We start from the raw sequence: 18,118 nt of genomic DNA on the forward strand, positions 1-18,118 counted from the left end.
TGGACCATGGCGGCATGCGCGCCTTCCACCACGATCGACCCGCGCGCCGCGGAGCTGAGTCAGTGGGCCGCGCAGCAGGGGGTCGGATACCGGGTCTCGAACGGCACCAGCCGCCCGCCCGCCGCCGGGCTGGTGAGCAAGGTCAGCGCTCCGGTCCGCCACTGTGGACGAACGTAGTCACCTGTGTCGATCAGGGTGGCCGGGTCGGCCGCGCCGCCGCCGAGGACCTCGACCCTCTCGATCGCGCTGAGCGCCAGCACCTCGGCGACGCTCAGCGTGCCGACCAGCCGCTCCACGCCCGGATAGAGCACCGCCCGACCTGAAGTCCGCGCCACATGCGCGGCAACAGCCTCCGCGCACGCGACACCGAAGCCGGTGGGCGGGGCACCGGTGGCGATGGGTGCGGCACCCGGGCCGGTGGGTGTGGTGCCGGTGGCGATGGGCAGGGCATCCGGGCCGACGGGCGCGGTGCCGGGGGAGGAAGGTGCGGCGGCCGCGCCGGCGAAGCTGGGCACCGCGCCCGGAAAGACGAGGGTCAGGGCCACCTGTGGCCGCGGCGAATGCACGAGGTGCGTGAAAGCCAGCACCGGCGCCGGGACCAACGACGCCAGCCAGTGCTCCGCCGCCACCGTGTCGGGATGCCCCAGGCTGACCCCGAGCACCGGCAACTCTTCCCAGGCCGGGGCGGCCGCCGCCGGGGTGGTGGCGGCGGCCGCGGACCGGTCGGACATCACCGGGGCAGGACCCAGATCGGGTTGGTGTAGAACCACAGGTCGCCCCACGGGTCGGCGTCGCCGAGCACGTCGAGCTTCGGGCCCGCCGGGTCCACCGCCGCGCCCATCAGGCCCGGCTGGGTGCGCTTGCCGTCCGTGCCCCGCAGGCGCAGGTAGAACGGCTTGTCCAGGCGGCCCAGCCGGTACGTCACCGACAGCTTGCGGGCCCCCGGCGTCACCTCGTACGACTTCACGACCTTGGTGTCCGGCGCGGTGAAGCTGTCGCGGGCGGCGACCGGGCCGGTGACCGAGCCGACGATCACGTCCACCCGGGACAGCACCGGCACGAACTGCGCCCAGTTCGGCACGTCCTGCAGATCGATCTCGAGGGTCAGCTCGGTGGCTGTGCCCCGCTTGACGTGCAGGACACCGCCCAGCGGCGTACCCGTGGCGGCCCGGCGGTCGCCCGCCACCCGGACCCGCGCGTCCAGGCCCTTGATCAGGCGGCCGTGGTCGACCCACACCCGCCCGGCTCGCAGGCCGTCCATGACGGCCTTGTACGAGAACGACGTCGAACCGACGTTGGTGCGGCCGTAGAAGCCGGGCCAGAAGTCGCCCGCGGTGGTGTTCACCTTGCCGGTGTAGACCGGGTCGTTGTAGCGGCCGTCGGCCTCGAAGTCGCTGCCCGGGCCGCGCTCGGACTGGTCCAGGTAGTTGACGTGACTGTCCGAGTTGACCGTCACCCACCAGGCCCGGCCCTCGGCCAGCAGGCTGTCCCAGAGGCCGCCGACCGTGGCGGTCATCCAGTCGAAGCCGCCCCAGGTCCGGTAGGTCTCCGGCGGGTAGCCCTGGTACGACGCCGCCGTCGGGTTGTTGTCGTAGAGGCCGCGCGCGCCGCCCCGGCCGTTCGGGGCCGGGATGCCGGCGGCCTGGTGACCGGGGGCGCCCTCCATGCCGATGGCGATGGTCGGGTCGGCGTCGCGCCAGTTGCGGATCTCGTGCGGCGAGTCGATGCCGCGCCGCGACGGGTGGTTGGCCAGGAACAGTGCGCCCTCGACCTTGCGGGCGCGGACCTGTTCGCCGAGGAACTTGATGCCGGCGATCGCGGCGGCCTCGTTCTGCTCGGTGGTGTTGGTCGCCGGCAGCTGCGAGCCGTCGAACGTCTGCTCGAACTGCTTGAGCACGCCGACCTCGTTGCGGCCCGGGTGCACGAAGACCGTGGCGTGCTCGGCGGCCGGGATGTTCCACTCCAGGCCCTGGAAGGTCAGCAGGTCCGGAAGTTCCTGGCGGGTCCTGAGGATGTCCGGGTTGACCTTCTCCACGCCGATCTTGGCGTGGGCGTTGCTGCCGTGGTCGGTGATGACCAGCCAGTCGAGCCCGAACGCGCGGCCGTGCCCGGCCTGGTCGATGACCCGGTACTGGGCGTCGGAGCTGTACTGCGTGTGGATGTGGTGGTCACCCGCGAGCCAGCGGAAACCGCCCTTGGCGGTGCCGCCACCGGCCGGGCCGTGCGAGTGCGGCAGCCCGGCGGCCGCGGCAGCCGACGGCGTGGCGAGCACCGACGCGGCCGCGCCGGCCCCGAGCAGGCCCGCGCTGCGCAGAAAACCGCGACGGGAGACGTCCGAGGGCGACAGCTCGCTGTCCGGGACGCTCAGATCAAGAGCCGGGGGTACGTCGGCAGCACCGCCGGCATCGTGCGAGTGGTCGTGATCGTGGTGGTGATGGCCGTGACCCATGTCCCATGGCTCCCGAAGATCGACAAGGGGATGACCAGGTCAATCTCGCGGCCGTGGAGCAACTGCGGGTGGCGACGGGATGGCTTCCCGGCGAACAGGTGAGGACTGCGCAACTGTGTACGTGTCTCAGTCCTTCACCGCCTGACCGGCTGCTGCGCTCCCGCCGCGATGCGCTGGGAGTCTGGCACGGCACCGGTGACGCGTTCCCCGACGCCGAGCATCACAGCCAGGCTCAGCTGAGCCGTTGCGACGGCGACGAGCGGGGTACGCAACCGCGCCGGCACCACGCGCCCCGGCAACCGTGTCGCGGCCAGCGCTGCCGGTACCGCGACCGCGGCCAGCAACAGCAGGATCCGCAACGGCACGATCACGTACTGGCCGAGCAGCCAGGGGTGAAAGGCGGGATCCCAGCCGGTCACCGCGATGCGTACGGCGAACTGGGCGACCGCCGCGGTCAGGGTGACTCCGGCGGCCGCGGTGAGCGCGCTCGCGAGCCGCGAGGCGGTGGACCGCCCGGCCGGCGCCCGGGCCACCAGCACCACCAGCACGACGGCGCCGGCCAGGGCGGACACCCACCAACGGTGCCAGAGCAGGGGCAGGTCGGCGACCCGGTCCCCGTCCGGTGACTCGCGCAGCACGGTCAGCACCGAGCCGGTGGTCGCGGCGACCACCGCCACCACGGCGAGCAGCCGGAGCGCCGGCCGCGGCGCCGGCCGGGGACGCGGCGCCGACCGGGGACGCGGCGCCGACCGGGCGGCGACCACCGCCAGAGCAGCGACGGTGGCGAACACGACGACCGGCTCGGCATCCGCCAGACCGGCGTCGTACAACACCGCCAGGCGCAGGAAGGTGGGATGCAGCCCGCCGGACCAGGTGACGATCCACTGTACGGCCGCCGGAACGGTCACCGCGGCCACGCCCGCGCCGGCGACGGTCGCCGTGAGCACCGTGCGACGCCGATCGGGGTCCACGCCGTGGGCCAGTGCCACCAGGACGACCGCGGTGCCGGCCAGAGCCAGCATCAGCAGCGGTCCCGTGATCCAGTGGGTGCTCAGGGCGAGCGTGCCCGGGCTGACCGGCAGACCCGGCCCCGGCAGGAAGAACCCGGCAGCCCCACCGACCGCGACCCCGGAGACCGGTGGCCACCACGACGCTCTCGGGTCGGCGGCGTACCGGCGAGTCCAGGCCGGCATCAGCAGGACCGCGACGAGACCGCCCGCGATCGCGAACAACGGCCGGCTCGACGGCCCGGCCCAGCCCACCCAGTGCAGGACCACCTGGTAGACGGGCTGCACAGCGATGAGCAGCACCAGTGCGGTGACCGCTGACGGCAGGAAGCCGCCGTCTATGGTGACCCGAGGCGTATCCAGTGCCCTGACTCGTACCGTCGGGTCCGGATGGACCGACAGCAGCGAGCGCAGCCTCCTGGACGGGCGGCGGCCCTCCGCCGGTACGGCGAGCAGCAGCTCAACGAAAGCACCGGGCCGTCCGCAGCGATCGACGGCGACCCGGTCGGCGGCCAGTTCGCGCAGTCGCAGCACGTGCGCCCGCAGCATCAGCAGGAAGCCGCCCAGCACCACGGCGACGAGAAGGCCGGTGCCGTACCCCGCCGCAGTGTCCCGGCCGGGGACCAGGAACGGCGCCGCGGCACCGGCGGACAGCAGCACGCCGGCCCACCCGGACCACCACGCACCTGCCGCCAGCAGCACATCGCGGGCCCGGACGTGCGCGAGTTCGTGCCGGAGCACCGGTTCCAGCACACCGGCGCCCGCGCAGGCCACGGCGGCCGGCACCACCACCAGCGGGCGCCGGCCACCGGTGGTGAACGGCTGGGTGAAACGCGCGCCGGGTCGCAGCACGTGCAACCGCGGGTGCCGGTCGGCGACACCGTGTTCCCGGCAGAGTCCGGCGAAACACGCCGTCGCTTCGGTCACCGCCGGCCCCGTGGCCTCTCCGGCGGCGCGGACCAGCCTTCGTGTACGCCCGGCGCCCACCACCGCCAGCAGCACGGTCAGGGCGTACGCGGCCACCGCGCCGGCAAGCATGATCAGCGCCCAGGGCAGAGTCACCGGGCGCAGGCATGCGCCGAGCTGCCGGCGGGTCGCCTCCGCCGCGGCGAGGTCGGTCGCCGGCCACAACGTGCCGGCGTCGGTCATGCACGCGTCGAAGAGAGCGTGCTCGCCGATCCCGTACGCCATCGTGGCGATCCAGCCCGCGTTCAGCCCGATGGCGCCGAGCAGCACGAAGAGCAGCCCGTACATCGACCGGAGGTGGCCGGTGGGCCGCCTCATCGCTGGTCCGGGTCCTCGATCGCGCCGTGCACGGCGTCGGCGAGCAGACCGGCCTGCTCGGACGTGAGCCCGAGAGCAAGGCCGTGCCGGCGGCAGGCGTCCCGTAGGCGATCGGCCTGCCCAGCGGTCAGCGGCAGCTGGTGCTGCGCCACGGCTTCCCGTGTCGTCCGGCCACCGCGCCGCCACCGCGGGCGCCGGCCCCACGCGTCGGTGGCGACCGCCCCGAGCACTTCGGTCGCCGCCCCGGTCAGTACTGCGATCACCGCCTCGGTGACCAGCGTGACGTCGACCCCGAGGCCGACAGCTCCGGCTGCGGCCCGGCGGCGGCCACGCTGCCGGGCCAGGTCCTGCCGCTCCCACGCCGCCAGCACGTCGTCGAGGAAGCCGAGTTCCGCCGGGGCGATCCGCTCGACGGCGGAGCGGGTGGCACCCGCGAGGGAGAACGCCGACGCGGGAGCGGAGATGCCGTCCGGATCCTTCACCTGACCGAGTCTGACGGCTGCCCGGCACCGGCGGCTGGCCGCAGGCAGCCCTTCGGGGTCGCCTGATCGGCTCGATCGGCCCCGGTCCGGGACCACCAGTCGGAACACCGACACACAGCTCGGCGACCGGCGGCCTCCGCCGGCGAAGTGCTCAGCCGATGATCGGCCGGAACAGTCCGAGTAGGACGCTGGTGGTCAGGGCGGCCGCCGACACCAGCGTCGCGCCGGCCATCAGGATGGCGTCGGCGCGGCCGAAGGTCTGCCGGCGGGCGTACGTCCTCGGCGTGCCCGCGTCGAAGCCGCGCGCGTCCATCGCCACCGCCAGCCGGCCGCCCCGCCGCAGCGCCCCCACCAGCAGGGCGAAGGCCGTCGACACGAACAGCCGCAGCTTGGCCACCGGGTTGCGTCCGGCGTCGATGCCGCGGGCCCGGCGGGCCAGGCTCAGCATCTGCCATTCCTCGCCGAGCAGCGGCACCAGCCGGAACGCGGCCAGCGCGCCGATCGCGAACCGGGCCGGCGCCCGTACGTTTTGCACCAGGGCGTCGGCGAGGTCGGTGGGGTCGGTGGTGGCGAACACGATGATGCCCGGCAGTGCGATCGCGAAGACCCGCAACACCATGCCCAGTGCGGTGACCAGGACTCCGGTGGTCACCTCGAACGGTCCGAGCGTCGCCACCGTGGCCCCGGTGCGCTCGGCCGCGAACAGCACCAGGGTGATCACGATGCCGCCGGCGGCGAGCACCAGCGGCCAGGCCCGCCGGAACAGGGTGCCGTAGCGCATCCCGAACAGCGGCAGCACCGCCAGCTCGACGGCCAGGGCGATGGTCGGGGTCAGCGGGTCCAGGGTGGCGATCAGCGGCGCGCTGAACAGCAGGGCGGCGGCGAGCTTGGCGACCGGGTTGCGCCGGGCGAGCGGTGCCGTGCCGGCCTCGAAGGTCGGCAGGGTGAGCGTCATGCGGCCCGTTCCAGGCGGTGGACGGAGCCGGCGAGCGCCGCCACGAAATCGTCGTCGTGGGTGACCGCGACGATGCCGTGGCCGTCGTCGCGCAGCCGGGCCAGCAGGTCGACCAGCTCGATCCAGGTGCGCCGGTCCTGGCCGAACGTCGGCTCGTCCAGCACCAGCAGCCGGGGCGCGGTGGCCAGGGCCGTCGCCACGCTCAGGCGCCGGGCTTCGCCACCGGACAACGTGTACGGGTTGGCGCCCGCCAGCTTCTCCAGCCGCAGCCGTTGCAGCAGGTCGTCGACGACCCGGCGGACCTCGGCCTCCGGGCGCCCGATCCGGCGCGGGCCCAGCGCCAGCTCGTCGGCGACCCGGTGGGTGACGAACTGGTGCTCCGGGTCCTGGAAGACCGAGCCGATCCTGGTGGTCAGCTCGGCCGCCCGCCACCGGTGCGGTGCCCCGCCCGGGGCGGCGTCGATCGTGCCCGAGGTGGGTTTGAGCAACCCGCCGAGCAGCAACGCCAGGGTGGACTTGCCCGCGCCGTTGGGGCCGGTCACCGCCAGCACCTCGCCCTCGTGGGCGGCCAGCGTGGTCGGCGCGAGGCGGTTGCGCAGGGAGGCGGCTGTGGCGCGTACCAGAGGGGCACCCGGACCGGTCACGGCCCGGCTGGGGGCGACCGGGTGACCCGGCACCCAGACCCCCTCGTCGGCCAGCCGGTCGCCGTGCGCGGCGAAGACCGCGCCCGGCGGGCCGTCGGCCCGGACCCCGCCGCCCGGCTCCAGCACGACCACCCGGTCGACGAGCGTGAGCGCCTCCGCGACCCGGTGCTCGACGATGATCAGCGTGGTGTCGTCGCCCAGCGCGCGGGCGACCGCGGCCCGGATCAGCGCCGCCCCGGCCGGGTCGAGGTTGGCGGTCGGCTCGTCGAGCAGCAGCAGGCCCGGGCGCAACGCGAGGGTGCCGGCCAGCGCCAGTCGTTGCTGCTCACCGCCGGACAACGCCCCGGTCGGGCGGTCCCGGCCGTAGCCGAAGCCGACCCGGTGCAGCGCCTCGTCGACGCGCGGCCAGATCTCCCCGGCCGGTACGCCCCGGTTCTCCAGCCCGAACGCCACGTCGTCGCCGCTGCGCGACATGACCAGCTGGGTCTGCGGATCCTGGAAGACGATGCCAACCCGCTCGCGGGCCTTGCGCGGGTCGAGCCCGTCGATCTCGACCGTGCCCTCGGACTCGCCGGAATCCTCGGGCAGCAGCCCGGCGAGCGCCGCCAGCAGCGTGGACTTGCCGGCCCCGGACGGCCCGAGCAGCAGCACCCGCTCGCCGTGCGCGACACGCAGGTCGACCCCGCGCACCGCCCACGCCTTACGACCGGCGTGCCGCCACCCGAACCCCCGCAGGACCAGCTCACCCATAGTCAGCCCTCCTTTGTCATGCCCTCATGGCCCTCGCGGTCCCAGCCGTCGCCAGCCGCCGGCAGACGACGCTCGGTGCAATCGGTCATGACTAGACGGCGGCGCGTTCGCGGCCCGAGGCGAAGCGGTCCAGCACGCCGGTCTGGGCCAGCGCCCGGACCAGCAGGATGCTGCCCAGGCCGGCCACCAGCAGGGAGCTGACCGCCGTGATCGCGATGTACGGCAGCCGCAACGTCGCCCACGACATCCCGCCGTACCAGACGAAAGCGTCGTAGACGGACGCGGCGATCCCGGCCGCGGCCGCCGCCAGCGCCGCCACCGGCAGGTTCCACACCCGGTACGCGAACGCGGCGAAGACCAGCTCGGCCGCGGCCGCCTCGATCGGTCCCTGCAGCACCAGCGTCCAGCCCCAGCTCGTGCCGAGCGCGACGGACACCAGGGCGGCCAGGGTCAGCGTGTAGAAGGCGGCGCCCGGCTTGCGGATGACCAGGGCGCCCAGGACGGCCGGCACCAGCCAGACGCCGTACAGGATGGCCCGGCCGGGCAGCGGGATGGCGTCCGCCGGGCCGTTCCAGAGCAGGCCCCAGGCCCAGAAGATGACCCCGAACGCGACCGCGATGATCGAGGCGATGACGATGTCGATGGTGCGCCAACGGTGCTTCATGTGATGTGCCTCCCAGCTCGTACCGGGAGGAGACGCGACGCCGTGGCCGGGGACGTCTCCCGGACATGGCGCGGCTGGAGAAAGACCGAGCTCCCTGCGCTGGCATTACCCAGATCAGGTTCGAGGGTCTGCGGTGTCACCCGCACTCTCAGCGCTGTGCGCTCCCCTGTCGGATTGCTTGTTTGTTTCGGTGCTTGTGTTTCGATGAACGCTAACACCGTACGGGCGTACGGGACAGCGTAGGAGGCGTCACATGCAGATCCAGGCCCGAGGTCTCACCTTCGACGTGTACGAGGGCGGCCCGGCCGACGGTGCACCGGTGCTCCTCCTGCACGGTTTTCCGCAGGACCATCGCGAGTTCGACCTGATCCTGCCCCGGCTGCACGCGGCCGGGCTGCGCACGTACGCCCTCGACCAGCGCGGCTACTCACCCGGCGCGCGCCCCGCCGCGGTCGCCGACTACCGCCTCGACGAGCCGACCGCCGACGCGGTCGCGGTCCTGGACGCGCTCGGGGTCGCCCAGGCGCACGTCATCGGCCACGACTGGGGTGCGCAGGTGGGCTGGCTGCTCGCCGCCCGGCACCCGGACCGGGTCAGCACCCTGACCGCGGTGTCGGTGCCGCACCCGCGCGGGCTCGGCGTCGCCCTGCACAACCAGCCGTCGCAGAAGCTGCGCTTCGCCTACATGGGGGTGTTCCGGTCGCGGGTCGCGGAGCGGCTGCTGCTCGGGGCCGGCGGTACGGCGCTGCGTCAGATGATGCGCCCGATCGGCGCCCGGGCCGGCCTCTACGCCACGGCCATGCGCGAGCCGGGCCGGCTCACCGGCGCGCTGAACTGGTACCGCGCCCTGTCCAGCGGGCAGCTGGCCAAGGTCGGCAAGGTCACCGTGCCGACGACGTACGTGTGGAGCGACGGCGATCCGGTCGTCGGCCAACCGGCCGCGCTGGCCACCGCCACCTGGGTGGAGGCCGACTACCGGTTGGTGACCTTGCGGGGGATCGGCCACTGGATCCCGGAGGAGGCGCCGCGCGCGCTGGCCGACGTGGCGCTGGCCCGCATCGGCGTTTGACGCCGTTCACCTTCGGGCAACCTCTCCTCCACCGAGATGGAGGTTCGATGGCCGCCGAGAAGCGACGGAACAAGCACGAGACCGAGAAGCAGCGGTGGGACCGTAATTTCGCCGACCTGCTGCAGGAGCTGCGCGTGGCCCAGACGGGTGTGCAGATCCTCTTCGCGTTTCTGCTGACTCTGCCCTTCAGCAACGGCTTCCCGAAGACGACCGACTTCCAGAAGGACACCTACATCGTCGCGCTGCTGGCCGCCGCGGCCGCCACCGCGATGATCATCTCGCCGGTGGCGTTCCACCGGGCCTTGTTCCGCCAGGGCCGCAAGCCCGAGCTGGTCCGCTACGCGCACAAGATGGCCACCGGTGGCCTGGCCTTCATGCTCATCTCGATGGTCAGCAGCGTGCTGCTGATCACCGACTATCTGACCAACATCTGGGTCGCGCTGATCCTGACCGGCATCGCCGCGTTGTTCTTCCTGACCTTCTGGGCCGCCGTCCCGTGGGCCCGCCGCAACTGGGTCGACGATGACGACGAGGAAGCCGACGAGGAGTTCGCCGAGGACGCCGCCGAACCTAGCGAGGCTTCGCGGGCTTGAGCCCGAGGTCCTTGAGCTCGAGGGCGGCCAGGGCCTGCACCGCGGCGGCGTCGCCGTTGCGCCAGGACTGGGCGATGTCCGGGCCCAGCCTGGCCAGCTCGTTGAGCGGCCGGCTGGCCAGGGCCCGCAACGCCAGCAGGTCCTGACCGGCCGGCTCGGTGCGCACCTGGACGGCCACCGCGGCGCGGCGCATCCACCGCAGCCGTTTCGGCAGCCACAGGAAGAGCACCAGCGCCAGCGGGACCGCGACGATCAGCAGGGCCATGGTCAGCGCCAGATTGTCGACGACCTCCTGCTGCTGGCGGCCGGCCTCGGCGATCGACTTCGCGGCGTCGGCGGCGCTGTTGAACGGCGCGGTGAGGTCGTCGCCGACCAGCGGCACCCGACCCACCTTGCCGCCGATGTCGCCGAGGTTGCCGGCGATCCCGGTGCCCGCCTCCTGCAGTTTCTGGCCCGGTACGCCGAGTTTCTCGACCATGTCGTTGACCCAGAGACCGGCCCGGATCCAGGCGTAGACCCAGAACACGACGAGGAGATCGGTCAGCAGCTGGCGGACGGCGGTGGGCAGCCGGTCGGCGTACATCTTCACGCGCGACAGCGTCCCACGCGCGGGCTAGGAACGCTTCGCCGCGCACTCCGGGCACGTACCGAAGATCTCCATGGTGTGCGAGACATCGACGAAGCCGTGCCGGCCGGCGACCTTGTCCGCCCAGGTCTCCACCGCCGGGCCCTCCACCTCGACGGCCCGCCCGCAGGACCGGCAGACCAGATGGTGGTGGTGGCCCTGGCTGCACCGGCGGTAGAGGTGCTCGCCGCCGGGCGGGCGCATCACGTCGATCTCGCCGGCGTCGGCGAGACCCTGCAACGTGCGGTAGACCGTGGTCAGGCCGACCCGCTCGCCCCGCTCACGCAGGATGGCGTGCAACTCCTGGGCGCTGTTGAAACCCTCGGCGTCCGCGAGAACGGCGCTGACCGCACTGCGCTGCTTGGTGTTCCGGACAACAACGCTGTCCTCGCTCATGCTGCGCCTCCTTCGTCATGCTCTCCTGGCCCTCGCGGCTCGGGTCCGCGGCGCGCCGCGGCCAGGCGTCGCTCGGTGCAGTCGATCATGACCCTTCCCTTGCGTGGCTGACGGCGTCGGCGACGATGTGGGCGACGTGTTCGTCCACGAGTGAGTATGCGATCTCGCGGCCCCGCCGTGCACCCCGCACCACGCCGGCGCCACGCAGCACCCGCAGGTGCTGCGAGACCAGCGGTTGCGGCGCGCCCAGCTTCTCCACCAGCTCGTGCACGCAGCGTTCGCCGGCGCCGAGCTCGGCGACGATCGCCACCCGGATCGGTGCGGACAGCGCGCGCAGCAGCTCGCCGGCCGCCTCGTACGCCTCGTAGCCGCTCGTCGGCACAGGTGCCACGTTACTGCTCATCGGGCGCCTGCTCGCAGCACGACTTCGGGCGGTTCCAGCTGGGCCGTGGCCTGCTGCCGGCCCGCAGCCGAGCGGCGGCGCAGCACCCGCCAGGTCCCGGCGCCGACGGTCACGGCCACGAAGGCGGCGATGGCCAGGATGACTATCGTGGCGCCCGGCGCGGTGTCCACCTCGCCGGCCAGCCAGACCCCGGCGGCGGCCGAGCCCACGCCGATCACCATGGCCGCGGCCATCGTGCTGCGGAATCCGCGGGTGACCTGCTGAGCCGCCGCCACCGGGACCACCATCAGGGCGCTGACCAGCAACAGGCCGACGGTGCGCATGGCGATCGTGACGGTCACGGCGGTGGTCACGGCCATCAGCAGATTGAGCGTACGCACGGGCAGGCCGGACACCCGGGCGTACTCCTCGTCGTTGCAGACCGCGAACAGCGCCTGCCGCAGCCCCAGCATCGCGATCAGCACCGCGACGCCGAGGACCGCGATGACGATCAGGTCCTGCCGCGACGTGGTGGTCAGCGAGCCGAAGAGGAACTGCATCAGGTTGGCGTTGCTGCTGTCCTCGGACAGCCCGACCAGCACCACCCCGCCCGCGATGCCGCCGTAGAAGAGCAGGGCCAGGGCCAGGTCACCGGAGGTACGGCCACGCTCGCGGACCAGCTCCACCCCGATCGCCCCGATGACCGAGACGACCACCGCGGTGAGCACGGGGGACTGGTTCAGCAGCAGGCCGACACCGACGCCGGTGAGCGCGACGTGCCCGATGCCGTCCCCGATGAGCGACAGCCGCCGCTGCACCAGGTAGATGCCGAGCGCCGGGGCGATCAGGCCGATGATCAGGGCGCCCAGCAGGGCGCGCACCATGAAGTCGTACGCGAAGAGGTCGATGAGTCTTCAGTCCCCTCAGGGGCGGCGGGCGGGGCGGTCGGACGGCATCAGTTCGCCGGCATCCGGTCGGTGGGGGCCACGCAGATCCGGGCCTTCTCGGCCTCGGCGTGCGGGTGGACGTGGTCGTGGCCGGGCTCGGCGTGGTGGCCGGCGGGCTCGGGCACCGCACCCTCGTACGCGATCCGCCCGTGGTGCACCACGACGGCCTTGTCGATGAGAGGCTCGATCGGCCCGAGCTCGTGAGCGACCAGCAGGATGGTCCCGCCCGCCTCGGCGAAGCGGCGCAGCGCCGAGGCGAAGGCGTCCTGGCTGGCCGCGTCGACGCCGGCCGTGGGCTCGTCCAGGATCAGCAGGTCCGGCCGTCCGGCCAGGGCCCGCGCGATCAGGGTGCGCTGCTGCTGGCCGCCGGAGAGGGTGCTGACCGGGTCGGCGATCCGGTCCAGCAGGCCGACGTCGGTGAGCGCGGCCCGGACGGCCTCCCGGTCGGCCGTCCCGGACGGCCGGAAGATGCCCCGGCGGGCCAGTCGTCCCGACGCCACGACCTCGCCGACGGTCGCGGGCACGCCGCTGCCGGCGCCCATCCGCTGCGGGACGTAGCCGATCCGCTCCCATTGCCGGAACCGGCGTTGCGGGGTGCCGAAGAGGGTGACCGTGCCGGCCTCCAGCGGGACCAGCCCGAGGATGGTGCGGATCAGCGTGGACTTGCCGGAGCCGTTGGCGCCCAGGATCGCGACGACCTGGCCGGGCTGCACGTCCAGGTCGATGTCCTGCAGCACGGCCCGGCCGCCGTACGAGACGGCGGCGTGCGAGACGGTGACGACGCTCATGACGGGCATCCCAGGGCGGTGGTCAGGGCGGTCAGGTTGCTGCGCATGACGGAGAAGTAGTCCGTATCCGGCTCGGTGAGCCCTTCGAGGGGGTCGAGGACGGCGGTCCGCGCGCCGACCTCCCGGGCGATGGTCTCGGCGACCTTGGGGCTCACCAGGGTCTCGAAGAAGATCGTGGTGGTGCCGGTGGCCTTGGCCTGCTCGGCCACCGCGGCGAGGCGCTGGGGCGACGGCTCGGACTCGGGGGAGATGCCGGTGATGCCGACCTCGGTGAGCCCGTAGCGGTCGGCGAGGTAGTGGAACGCGGTGTGGCTGGTGACGACCTCACGGCGGGCACAGCTCTTCAGGGCGGTGGCGTATTCCGTGTCCAGCGCGGTCAGCTCGCCGTGCAGCGTGGCGGCCCGCTCGGTGTAGGCCGCGGCCCGGGCCGGGTCGGCCTCGCCCAGGCGCTGGGCCAGCTTGTCGGCGATCGCGGCGAAGCGCACCGGATCGAGCCAGACGTGCGGGTCGGTCGAACCCTCGGCGTGCTCGGGCTCACCCGACACGTGCTCCTCCTCGTGCTCGCTGGCGGGCAGCAGCTGCACCGCGGTGCTCACGTCGAGGGCCTTGTCCTTGGCCTCCTGCGCGACAGCCTCGTCGACGGCCGGCTGGAAGCCCTTGAGGTAGACGACGAGCCCGGCGTCGCTGATCGCGGCGACCTGGCGGGTGTTGAGCTCGACGTCGTGCGGCTCGGCGCCCGGCTTGGTCAGCTGGCTGACCGCGACCGCGTCCGCGCCGATCCGCTCACTGAGGAACTGCAGCGGGTAGAAGGCGGTCACCACGTCCAGGCGCCCGTCGGTGCCGAAGCCGCTCGCCTTGTCGGTGCAGCCCGCACCGGCGGCCACCAGCAGGGCGGCGGCGGTGGCGAGCAGGCGGCGGCGCATCATGCCACCTACTGTGCGCCGTATTGGTAATGATTGTCAAAAGCGCATGTATCAGATCACCTTGGCCACGACCGCGGCGAACAACAGCACCAGCATCGTCACCCGTACGGCGCGCACCGGCCCGGACTGCACCGGCCAGGTCGTGAACGTCAGCGCCACCAGGGCCGCGCCCAGCAGGAACAGCAGCGCGGCGCCGATGATCCCGGGCAGGAACAGGCCGGCCAGCAGCACGGCCAGGGCCACCAGGAAGGCCGTCGTCGGGTTGACCCGGGCCAGCCGGCGCAGCAGGTTGTCGGACGGAGGTGGTGTCACGTCGGCCGTACTCCTTCGGTGCGTAGGCTCAGCCCATGCTGGTGCTCAACCGCTTCATCGTCCCGGGCGACACGCAGGACTCGTTCACCGAACGGGCGCACGCCGCCCTCGCCGCCCTCGCGGAGCGGCCCGGCTATCTCTCCGGCCGGCTCACCCGCGCACTGGACGACCCCGCCTACTGGACCCTGGTCACCGAATGGGAGTCCGTGGGAGCCTACCGGCGCGCCCTCGGCGGCTTCGACGTGAAGGTGCACGCCACCCCGTTGCTGTCCGAGTCGCTGGACGAGCCGTCGGCCTTCGAGACCCTGGCCTCGGCGGAGCCCGGTGCCGCGGTCGTGGTCGTGGCCAGCGACCGGGCCACCGAGCCCTGGCGCTGAGCCGTACGCTGGATCCCATGACCCTTCTCGGGCAGCAGCCGCCACCGCCGCCGCAGGGCCCGGGTGTGTTCCCGCCCTTCCCCGCCCCGCCCGTCGAGGGCCGGGGCCGGCGCGTCGGCCTCGCGCTCGGCCTGGGCGCGGGTGTGCTCGTGCTCGTCCTCGGCGCCGGTGTGGCCGCCGCCGCCGGGCTGATGCGGGTGATGAGCAGCGCGCTCAACGAGCAGGCCGACGTGGTCGTGGGTGACTATCTCGAGGCGTTGCGAGACCGCGAATGGTCGCAGGCCTACGACCAACTCTGCCCGCAGGCCAAGGAGCAGGAGACCGAGGCGCAGTTCACGAGCCGGGTCTCCACCGAGGAGCCGATCACCGCCTGGGACGTCGGCAACGTCGAGCTGGTCCAGCTCTCCGCGCCGGTGAGCGTCACCTACTCCGACGGCGACACCGCCGACCTGCGCGCCTACCTCGGGCAGAACCGTCAGACGGGCGGCTTCGAGGTGTGCCGCGTCGAGGAGTAATCTCCTCATTTTGTCCGATCCCGACGTCCCCGCCGACAACCAGCCGGCGTAGGAGGAACATGCCCGCCGATCGTATCGACGCCGTCGTCAGCCTGGCCAAGCGCCGGGGATTCGTCTTCCCCTCCAGCGAGATCTACGGAGGCACCCGCTCGGCGTGGGACTACGGTCCGCTCGGTGTCGCGCTGAAGGAGAACGTCCGCCAGCAGTGGTGGAAGACGATGGTCCAGCAGCGCGACGACATCGTCGGCCTCGACTCCGCCGTCATCCTGTCCCGCGACGTTTGGGCCGCCTCCGGCCACCTGGAAGCGTTCGTCGACCCGCTGACCGAGTGCCAGTCGTGCCACAAGCGGTTCCGCGCCGACCACCTCGAGGAGGCGTACGAGCACAAGCACGGCACGCCGCCCTCCTCGCTGCAGGAGCTGAACTGCCCCAACTGCGGCAACAAGGGCACCTTCACCGAGCCGAAGATGTTCAACGGCCTGATGAAGACGTACCTGGGCCCGACCGAGAGCGCCGAGGGCCTGCACTACCTGCGCCCGGAGACCGCCCAGGGCATCTTCGTCAACTACAACAACGTGGCCACCGCCGCCCGTAAGAAGCCGCCGTTCGGCATCGCCCAGGTCGGCAAGTCGTTCCGCAACGAGATCACCCCGGGCAACTTCATCTTCCGGACCCGCGAGTTCGAGCAGATGGAGATGGAGTTCTTCGTCCCGCCGGGCTCCGACGAGGAATGGCACGAGTACTGGCTGCAGCAGCGCTGGAACTGGTACCGCGATCTCGGCCTGTCCGAGAGCAACCTGCGCTTCTTCGAGCACCCGAAGGAGAAGCTCTCGCACTACTCCAAGCGCACCGTCGACATCGAGTACCGCTTCCAGTTCGGCGGCACCGACTTCGCCGAGCTCGAGGGCATCGCCAACCGTACGGACTTCGACCTGACCACCCACTCCAAGCACTCCGGGGTGGACCTGAGCTTCTTCGACCAGGAGAAGCAGGAGCGCTGGGTGCCGTACGTGATCGAGCCCGCGGCCGGCCTGACCCGCGCGGTGCTGGCGTTCCTGCTCGAGGCCTACGACGAGGACGAGGCCCCGAACACCAAGGGCGGCGTCGACAAGCGCACGGTCATGCGTTTCGACCCGCGGCTGGCGCCGATCAAGGTCGCGGTGCTGCCGCTGTCGCGCAACCCGGAGCTGTCGCCCAAGGCCCGCGGCCTGGCCGACCTGCTGCGCAAGCGCTGGATGGTCGAGTTCGACGACTCGCAGGCGATCGGTCGCCGTTACCGGCGCCAGGACGAGATCGGTACGCCGTTCTGCGTCACGGTCGACTTCGACACCCTCACCGACGACGCGGTGACAGTCCGCGACCGCGACACCATGAAGCAGGAACGCGTCGCCCTGGACCAGATCGAGCGCTACCTGATCGAACGCCTTCCCGGCTGCTGATTTCGCACGTCCCAGCCCCGCTCCCGCCTGTCGGGGGCGGGGCTGCAGCTGTTCACGGGGCCAGCAGCGCTGAGGTCAGCCGCTCGATGAGCCACTCCTTGGCCTGCGGCAGCGACCAGGACAGGTCGTCGGTCAGGGTGAAGTAGGCCGTGTTGCTCAGGTGGAACCACAGGATGTGGGTGGCCCGGGCGTCGTCTGTTCCGGGCCGCAGGGCGCCCAGTTCGGCCAGCCGGCGGCCTGTCACGGCGAGACCGTTGCGCAAGCTCGCGTGGGCGAGCTCCAGGCTTTCCTGAACGGCCGGTTCCTGCGGGGCGACCGCGTACACCTGGCGTAGCAGCGGTGACCAGTCGGCGAACTTGCCGGCCGAGATGTCCACGATGGCCGTGATGAGCGTTCCCGGCTCGTCGATCGCCGAGAGACGGGCCAGGAGTTCCTGGTTGGCCGGGGACCGGGTGGTCGTCTCGATCAGGTCCCGGAGCAGGCCGTTCTTGCCCCCGCCGACCGCGTAGACCGTCGCCGGCGCGACCCGTGCGGTGCGGGCGATGTCCTCCACGCGGGTGGCGAAATAGCCCTTCGTCAGGAACAGCTCACGGGCGGCGGCCCGGATCGCCTCCTGAGTTGCCTGGGCGTACTCCGCCCGCCTGCCTGTCGTCACCGCCACATCCTAGACGGGCATCCGTTCAGTAGAGTGCGCTCTGATCAACAGAGGAGACTCCATGAACTTCGTTTTCGTTCCGGGGGCCTGGCACGGCGCCTGGTCCTGGCACGCGGTCGGGCGGCGGGTGCGGGCGGCCGGACACCGGGCGTACGCGATGACCCTGCCCGGCCTCGCCCTGGGCGACGATCCCACCGGCCTGCGTCTCGCGGACGCGGTCGACCACGTCGTGGCCGAGGTCGAACGCCGCGATCTGCGCGACGTCGTCCTCGTCGGGCACAGCTTCGCCGGCATCCCGATCACGGGCGCGGTGCCCCGGCTCGCCGGCCGGCTGGCGGCGATCGCGTTCTTCAGCGCCTTCATCCCGCTGCGGGGCCAGTCGCAGGCCGACGCGATGGGCCCCGAGCTCAACGGCTACCTGCGCGCGACCATCGAGCAGTCGCCGGAGGGCACCGTCCCCGTGGACTTCGCGTCGTTCCGGGAGATGCTCATGCAGGACGAGCCCGAGGCGCTGCAACGGCTCGTGTACGACCAGCTGACCCCGCAGCCCGGCGGTTACATGGTGGACGCCCTGGACGTCGACGGCGTGCGCACGTCCGGCCTGCCGGTCACCTACGTCCTCGCCGAGAAGGACCTGGCTCTCGCCGCCCCTGGCGAGGAGCTGGCGGCCCGGGCCGGGGTCGACCCGGTCCTGGTGCCGGGCACCCACGAGGCGTTGCTGACCCACCCCGACGAGGTGGCCGGCGCGCTGCTGGCCAAGATCTAGATGTAGGGACCAAGACCGTTGTTGACGCGGGTGATGGGTGGTTGGCCTCCGAGTGCGGTGTGGGCGCGGTGGTGGTTGTAGGTGTGTAGCCAGACG

Annotated in this window: 21 protein-coding genes and 1 riboswitch; of the genes, 6 read left to right on the forward strand and 15 right to left on the reverse strand. The window is 72.4% G+C overall.

All coding sequences use genetic code 11. The annotated features are described in order from the left end of the window. Window positions 1–59: 59 nt before the first annotated feature. From ACWEOZ_RS23900 to ACWEOZ_RS23930, 7 genes are all read right to left on the reverse strand, one after another. Window positions 60–731, reverse strand: coding sequence for a hypothetical protein (locus ACWEOZ_RS23900; protein WP_451912893.1), 672 nt, complete (start codon window positions 729–731; stop codon window positions 60–62). Next, a complete protein-coding gene (locus ACWEOZ_RS23905; protein ID WP_451912894.1) occupies window positions 731–2,449 on the reverse strand; it encodes a histidinol-phosphatase in 1,719 nt (572 codons plus the stop codon). Before ACWEOZ_RS23905 ends, ACWEOZ_RS23900 begins: the two co-directional genes overlap by 1 nt. A gap of 134 nt (window positions 2,450–2,583) precedes the next feature. Further along, window positions 2,584–4,740 (reverse strand): M48 family metalloprotease, encoded by a 2,157-nt coding sequence (locus ACWEOZ_RS23910; protein ID WP_451912895.1) that lies wholly within the window; start codon window positions 4,738–4,740, stop codon window positions 2,584–2,586. Next, window positions 4,737–5,222, reverse strand: coding sequence for a hypothetical protein (locus tag ACWEOZ_RS23915; protein ID WP_451912896.1), 486 nt, complete (start codon window positions 5,220–5,222; stop codon window positions 4,737–4,739). The genes ACWEOZ_RS23910 and ACWEOZ_RS23915 overlap by 4 nt, the downstream gene beginning before the upstream one ends. Window positions 5,223–5,373: 151 nt before the next feature. After that, on the reverse strand, window positions 5,374–6,177 hold the full coding sequence (locus ACWEOZ_RS23920) for an energy-coupling factor transporter transmembrane component T family protein (RefSeq protein ID WP_451912897.1): 804 nt from the start codon (window positions 6,175–6,177) through the stop codon (window positions 5,374–5,376). Continuing rightward, window positions 6,174–7,571, reverse strand: coding sequence for an ABC transporter ATP-binding protein (locus ACWEOZ_RS23925; RefSeq protein ID WP_451912898.1), 1,398 nt, complete (start codon window positions 7,569–7,571; stop codon window positions 6,174–6,176). The genes ACWEOZ_RS23920 and ACWEOZ_RS23925 overlap by 4 nt, the downstream gene beginning before the upstream one ends. Window positions 7,572–7,662: 91 nt before the next feature. Further along, window positions 7,663–8,235 (reverse strand): ECF transporter S component, encoded by a 573-nt coding sequence (locus ACWEOZ_RS23930; protein ID WP_451912899.1) that lies wholly within the window; start codon window positions 8,233–8,235, stop codon window positions 7,663–7,665. Window positions 8,236–8,308: 73 nt separating this feature from the next. Then, window positions 8,309–8,413: riboswitch (TPP riboswitch) on the reverse strand. 75 nt (window positions 8,414–8,488) lie between these two features. On the opposite strand from ACWEOZ_RS23930, the gene ACWEOZ_RS23935 reads away from it, so the two are divergent. Beyond that, window positions 8,489–9,304 (forward strand): alpha/beta fold hydrolase, encoded by an 816-nt coding sequence (locus ACWEOZ_RS23935; protein ID WP_451912900.1) that lies wholly within the window; start codon window positions 8,489–8,491, stop codon window positions 9,302–9,304. 47 nt (window positions 9,305–9,351) lie between these two features. Continuing rightward, on the forward strand, window positions 9,352–9,897 hold the full coding sequence (locus tag ACWEOZ_RS23940; RefSeq protein WP_451912901.1) for a DUF6328 family protein: 546 nt from the start codon (window positions 9,352–9,354) through the stop codon (window positions 9,895–9,897). On the opposite strand, the gene ACWEOZ_RS23945 is transcribed toward ACWEOZ_RS23940, so the two are convergent. The 7 genes from ACWEOZ_RS23945 to ACWEOZ_RS23975 form a co-directional block, all read right to left on the reverse strand. Continuing rightward, window positions 9,875–10,480, reverse strand: a complete 606-nt coding sequence (locus ACWEOZ_RS23945) for a hypothetical protein (protein ID WP_451912912.1) — start codon at window positions 10,478–10,480, stop codon at window positions 9,875–9,877. The two genes, ACWEOZ_RS23940 and ACWEOZ_RS23945, sit on opposite strands and share 23 nt — an antisense overlap. Before the next feature lie 30 nt (window positions 10,481–10,510). Then, complete coding sequence (locus tag ACWEOZ_RS23950; RefSeq protein WP_451912902.1) at window positions 10,511–10,918, reverse strand: Fur family transcriptional regulator; 408 nt, start codon at window positions 10,916–10,918, stop codon at window positions 10,511–10,513. Window positions 10,919–11,003: 85 nt separating this feature from the next. Next, window positions 11,004–11,321: an ArsR/SmtB family transcription factor gene (locus tag ACWEOZ_RS23955; RefSeq protein ID WP_360548771.1), complete on the reverse strand. Its 318-nt coding sequence runs from the start codon at window positions 11,319–11,321 to the stop codon at window positions 11,004–11,006. Further along, the gene (locus ACWEOZ_RS23960) at window positions 11,318–12,208 is read right to left on the reverse strand and encodes a metal ABC transporter permease (protein ID WP_451912913.1); all 891 of its coding nucleotides are present in this window, start codon (window positions 12,206–12,208) and stop codon (window positions 11,318–11,320) included. Before ACWEOZ_RS23960 ends, ACWEOZ_RS23955 begins: the two co-directional genes overlap by 4 nt. Before the next feature lie 47 nt (window positions 12,209–12,255). After that, window positions 12,256–13,035, reverse strand: a complete 780-nt coding sequence (locus ACWEOZ_RS23965) for a metal ABC transporter ATP-binding protein (RefSeq protein WP_451912903.1) — start codon at window positions 13,033–13,035, stop codon at window positions 12,256–12,258. Then, window positions 13,032–13,958, reverse strand: coding sequence for a metal ABC transporter substrate-binding protein (locus tag ACWEOZ_RS23970; protein WP_451912914.1), 927 nt, complete (start codon window positions 13,956–13,958; stop codon window positions 13,032–13,034). Before ACWEOZ_RS23970 ends, ACWEOZ_RS23965 begins: the two co-directional genes overlap by 4 nt. A gap of 51 nt (window positions 13,959–14,009) precedes the next feature. Then, entirely contained in the window at window positions 14,010–14,270 is a 261-nt protein-coding gene (locus tag ACWEOZ_RS23975; protein ID WP_451912904.1) for a DUF6703 family protein, read from the reverse strand. A gap of 35 nt (window positions 14,271–14,305) precedes the next feature. Here ACWEOZ_RS23975 and ACWEOZ_RS23980 point away from each other — a divergent pair, with 35 nt between their 5' ends. From ACWEOZ_RS23980 to ACWEOZ_RS23990, 3 genes are read left to right on the forward strand one after another with little or no spacing between them, the layout of a single operon-like run. After that, window positions 14,306–14,647 carry an antibiotic biosynthesis monooxygenase family protein gene (locus ACWEOZ_RS23980; RefSeq protein ID WP_360818830.1) on the forward strand — a complete coding sequence of 114 codons (342 nt, stop codon included), beginning with the start codon at window positions 14,306–14,308 and terminating at the stop codon, window positions 14,645–14,647. A 17-nt stretch (window positions 14,648–14,664) separates the two neighbouring features. Beyond that, entirely contained in the window at window positions 14,665–15,162 is a 498-nt protein-coding gene (locus tag ACWEOZ_RS23985; protein WP_451912905.1) for a hypothetical protein, read from the forward strand. Between the two features lie 59 nt (window positions 15,163–15,221). Next, window positions 15,222–16,601 (forward strand): glycine--tRNA ligase, encoded by a 1,380-nt coding sequence (locus ACWEOZ_RS23990; RefSeq protein ID WP_451912906.1) that lies wholly within the window; start codon window positions 15,222–15,224, stop codon window positions 16,599–16,601. Window positions 16,602–16,653: 52 nt separating this feature from the next. Here ACWEOZ_RS23990 and ACWEOZ_RS23995 read toward each other — a convergent pair whose 3' ends face one another. Further along, on the reverse strand, window positions 16,654–17,256 hold the full coding sequence (locus ACWEOZ_RS23995) for a TetR/AcrR family transcriptional regulator (RefSeq protein WP_451912907.1): 603 nt from the start codon (window positions 17,254–17,256) through the stop codon (window positions 16,654–16,656). 61 nt (window positions 17,257–17,317) lie between these two features. Here ACWEOZ_RS23995 and ACWEOZ_RS24000 point away from each other — a divergent pair, with 61 nt between their 5' ends. After that, window positions 17,318–18,022 (forward strand): alpha/beta fold hydrolase, encoded by a 705-nt coding sequence (locus ACWEOZ_RS24000; RefSeq protein ID WP_451912908.1) that lies wholly within the window; start codon window positions 17,318–17,320, stop codon window positions 18,020–18,022. Window positions 18,023–18,118: the final 96 nt, after the last annotated feature.

The organism is Actinoplanes sp. NPDC004185 (genome assembly GCF_053603475.1).

Coding starts and splice junctions, on each gene's coding strand:
- ACWEOZ_RS23990 (WP_451912906.1), top strand. CDS start 15,222: ATGCCCGCCGATCGTATCGACGCCGTCGTCAGCCTGGCCAAGCGCCGG.
- ACWEOZ_RS23950 (WP_451912902.1), bottom strand. CDS start 10,918: ATGAGCGAGGACAGCGTTGTTGTCCGGAACACCAAGCAGCGCAGTGCG.
- ACWEOZ_RS23985 (WP_451912905.1), top strand. CDS start 14,665: ATGACCCTTCTCGGGCAGCAGCCGCCACCGCCGCCGCAGGGCCCGGGT.
- ACWEOZ_RS23945 (WP_451912912.1), bottom strand. CDS start 10,480: ATGTACGCCGACCGGCTGCCCACCGCCGTCCGCCAGCTGCTGACCGAT.
- ACWEOZ_RS23935 (WP_451912900.1), top strand. CDS start 8,489: ATGCAGATCCAGGCCCGAGGTCTCACCTTCGACGTGTACGAGGGCGGC.
- ACWEOZ_RS23970 (WP_451912914.1), bottom strand. CDS start 13,958: ATGCGCCGCCGCCTGCTCGCCACCGCCGCCGCCCTGCTGGTGGCCGCC.
- ACWEOZ_RS23910 (WP_451912895.1), bottom strand. CDS start 4,740: ATGAGGCGGCCCACCGGCCACCTCCGGTCGATGTACGGGCTGCTCTTC.
- ACWEOZ_RS23940 (WP_451912901.1), top strand. CDS start 9,352: ATGGCCGCCGAGAAGCGACGGAACAAGCACGAGACCGAGAAGCAGCGG.
- ACWEOZ_RS23905 (WP_451912894.1), bottom strand. CDS start 2,449: ATGGGTCACGGCCATCACCACCACGATCACGACCACTCGCACGATGCC.
- ACWEOZ_RS23925 (WP_451912898.1), bottom strand. CDS start 7,571: ATGGGTGAGCTGGTCCTGCGGGGGTTCGGGTGGCGGCACGCCGGTCGT.
- ACWEOZ_RS23920 (WP_451912897.1), bottom strand. CDS start 6,177: ATGACGCTCACCCTGCCGACCTTCGAGGCCGGCACGGCACCGCTCGCC.
- ACWEOZ_RS24000 (WP_451912908.1), top strand. CDS start 17,318: ATGAACTTCGTTTTCGTTCCGGGGGCCTGGCACGGCGCCTGGTCCTGG.
- ACWEOZ_RS23955 (WP_360548771.1), bottom strand. CDS start 11,321: ATGAGCAGTAACGTGGCACCTGTGCCGACGAGCGGCTACGAGGCGTAC.
- ACWEOZ_RS23980 (WP_360818830.1), top strand. CDS start 14,306: ATGCTGGTGCTCAACCGCTTCATCGTCCCGGGCGACACGCAGGACTCG.
- ACWEOZ_RS23900 (WP_451912893.1), bottom strand. CDS start 731: ATGTCCGACCGGTCCGCGGCCGCCGCCACCACCCCGGCGGCGGCCGCC.
- ACWEOZ_RS23930 (WP_451912899.1), bottom strand. CDS start 8,235: ATGAAGCACCGTTGGCGCACCATCGACATCGTCATCGCCTCGATCATC.
- ACWEOZ_RS23965 (WP_451912903.1), bottom strand. CDS start 13,035: ATGAGCGTCGTCACCGTCTCGCACGCCGCCGTCTCGTACGGCGGCCGG.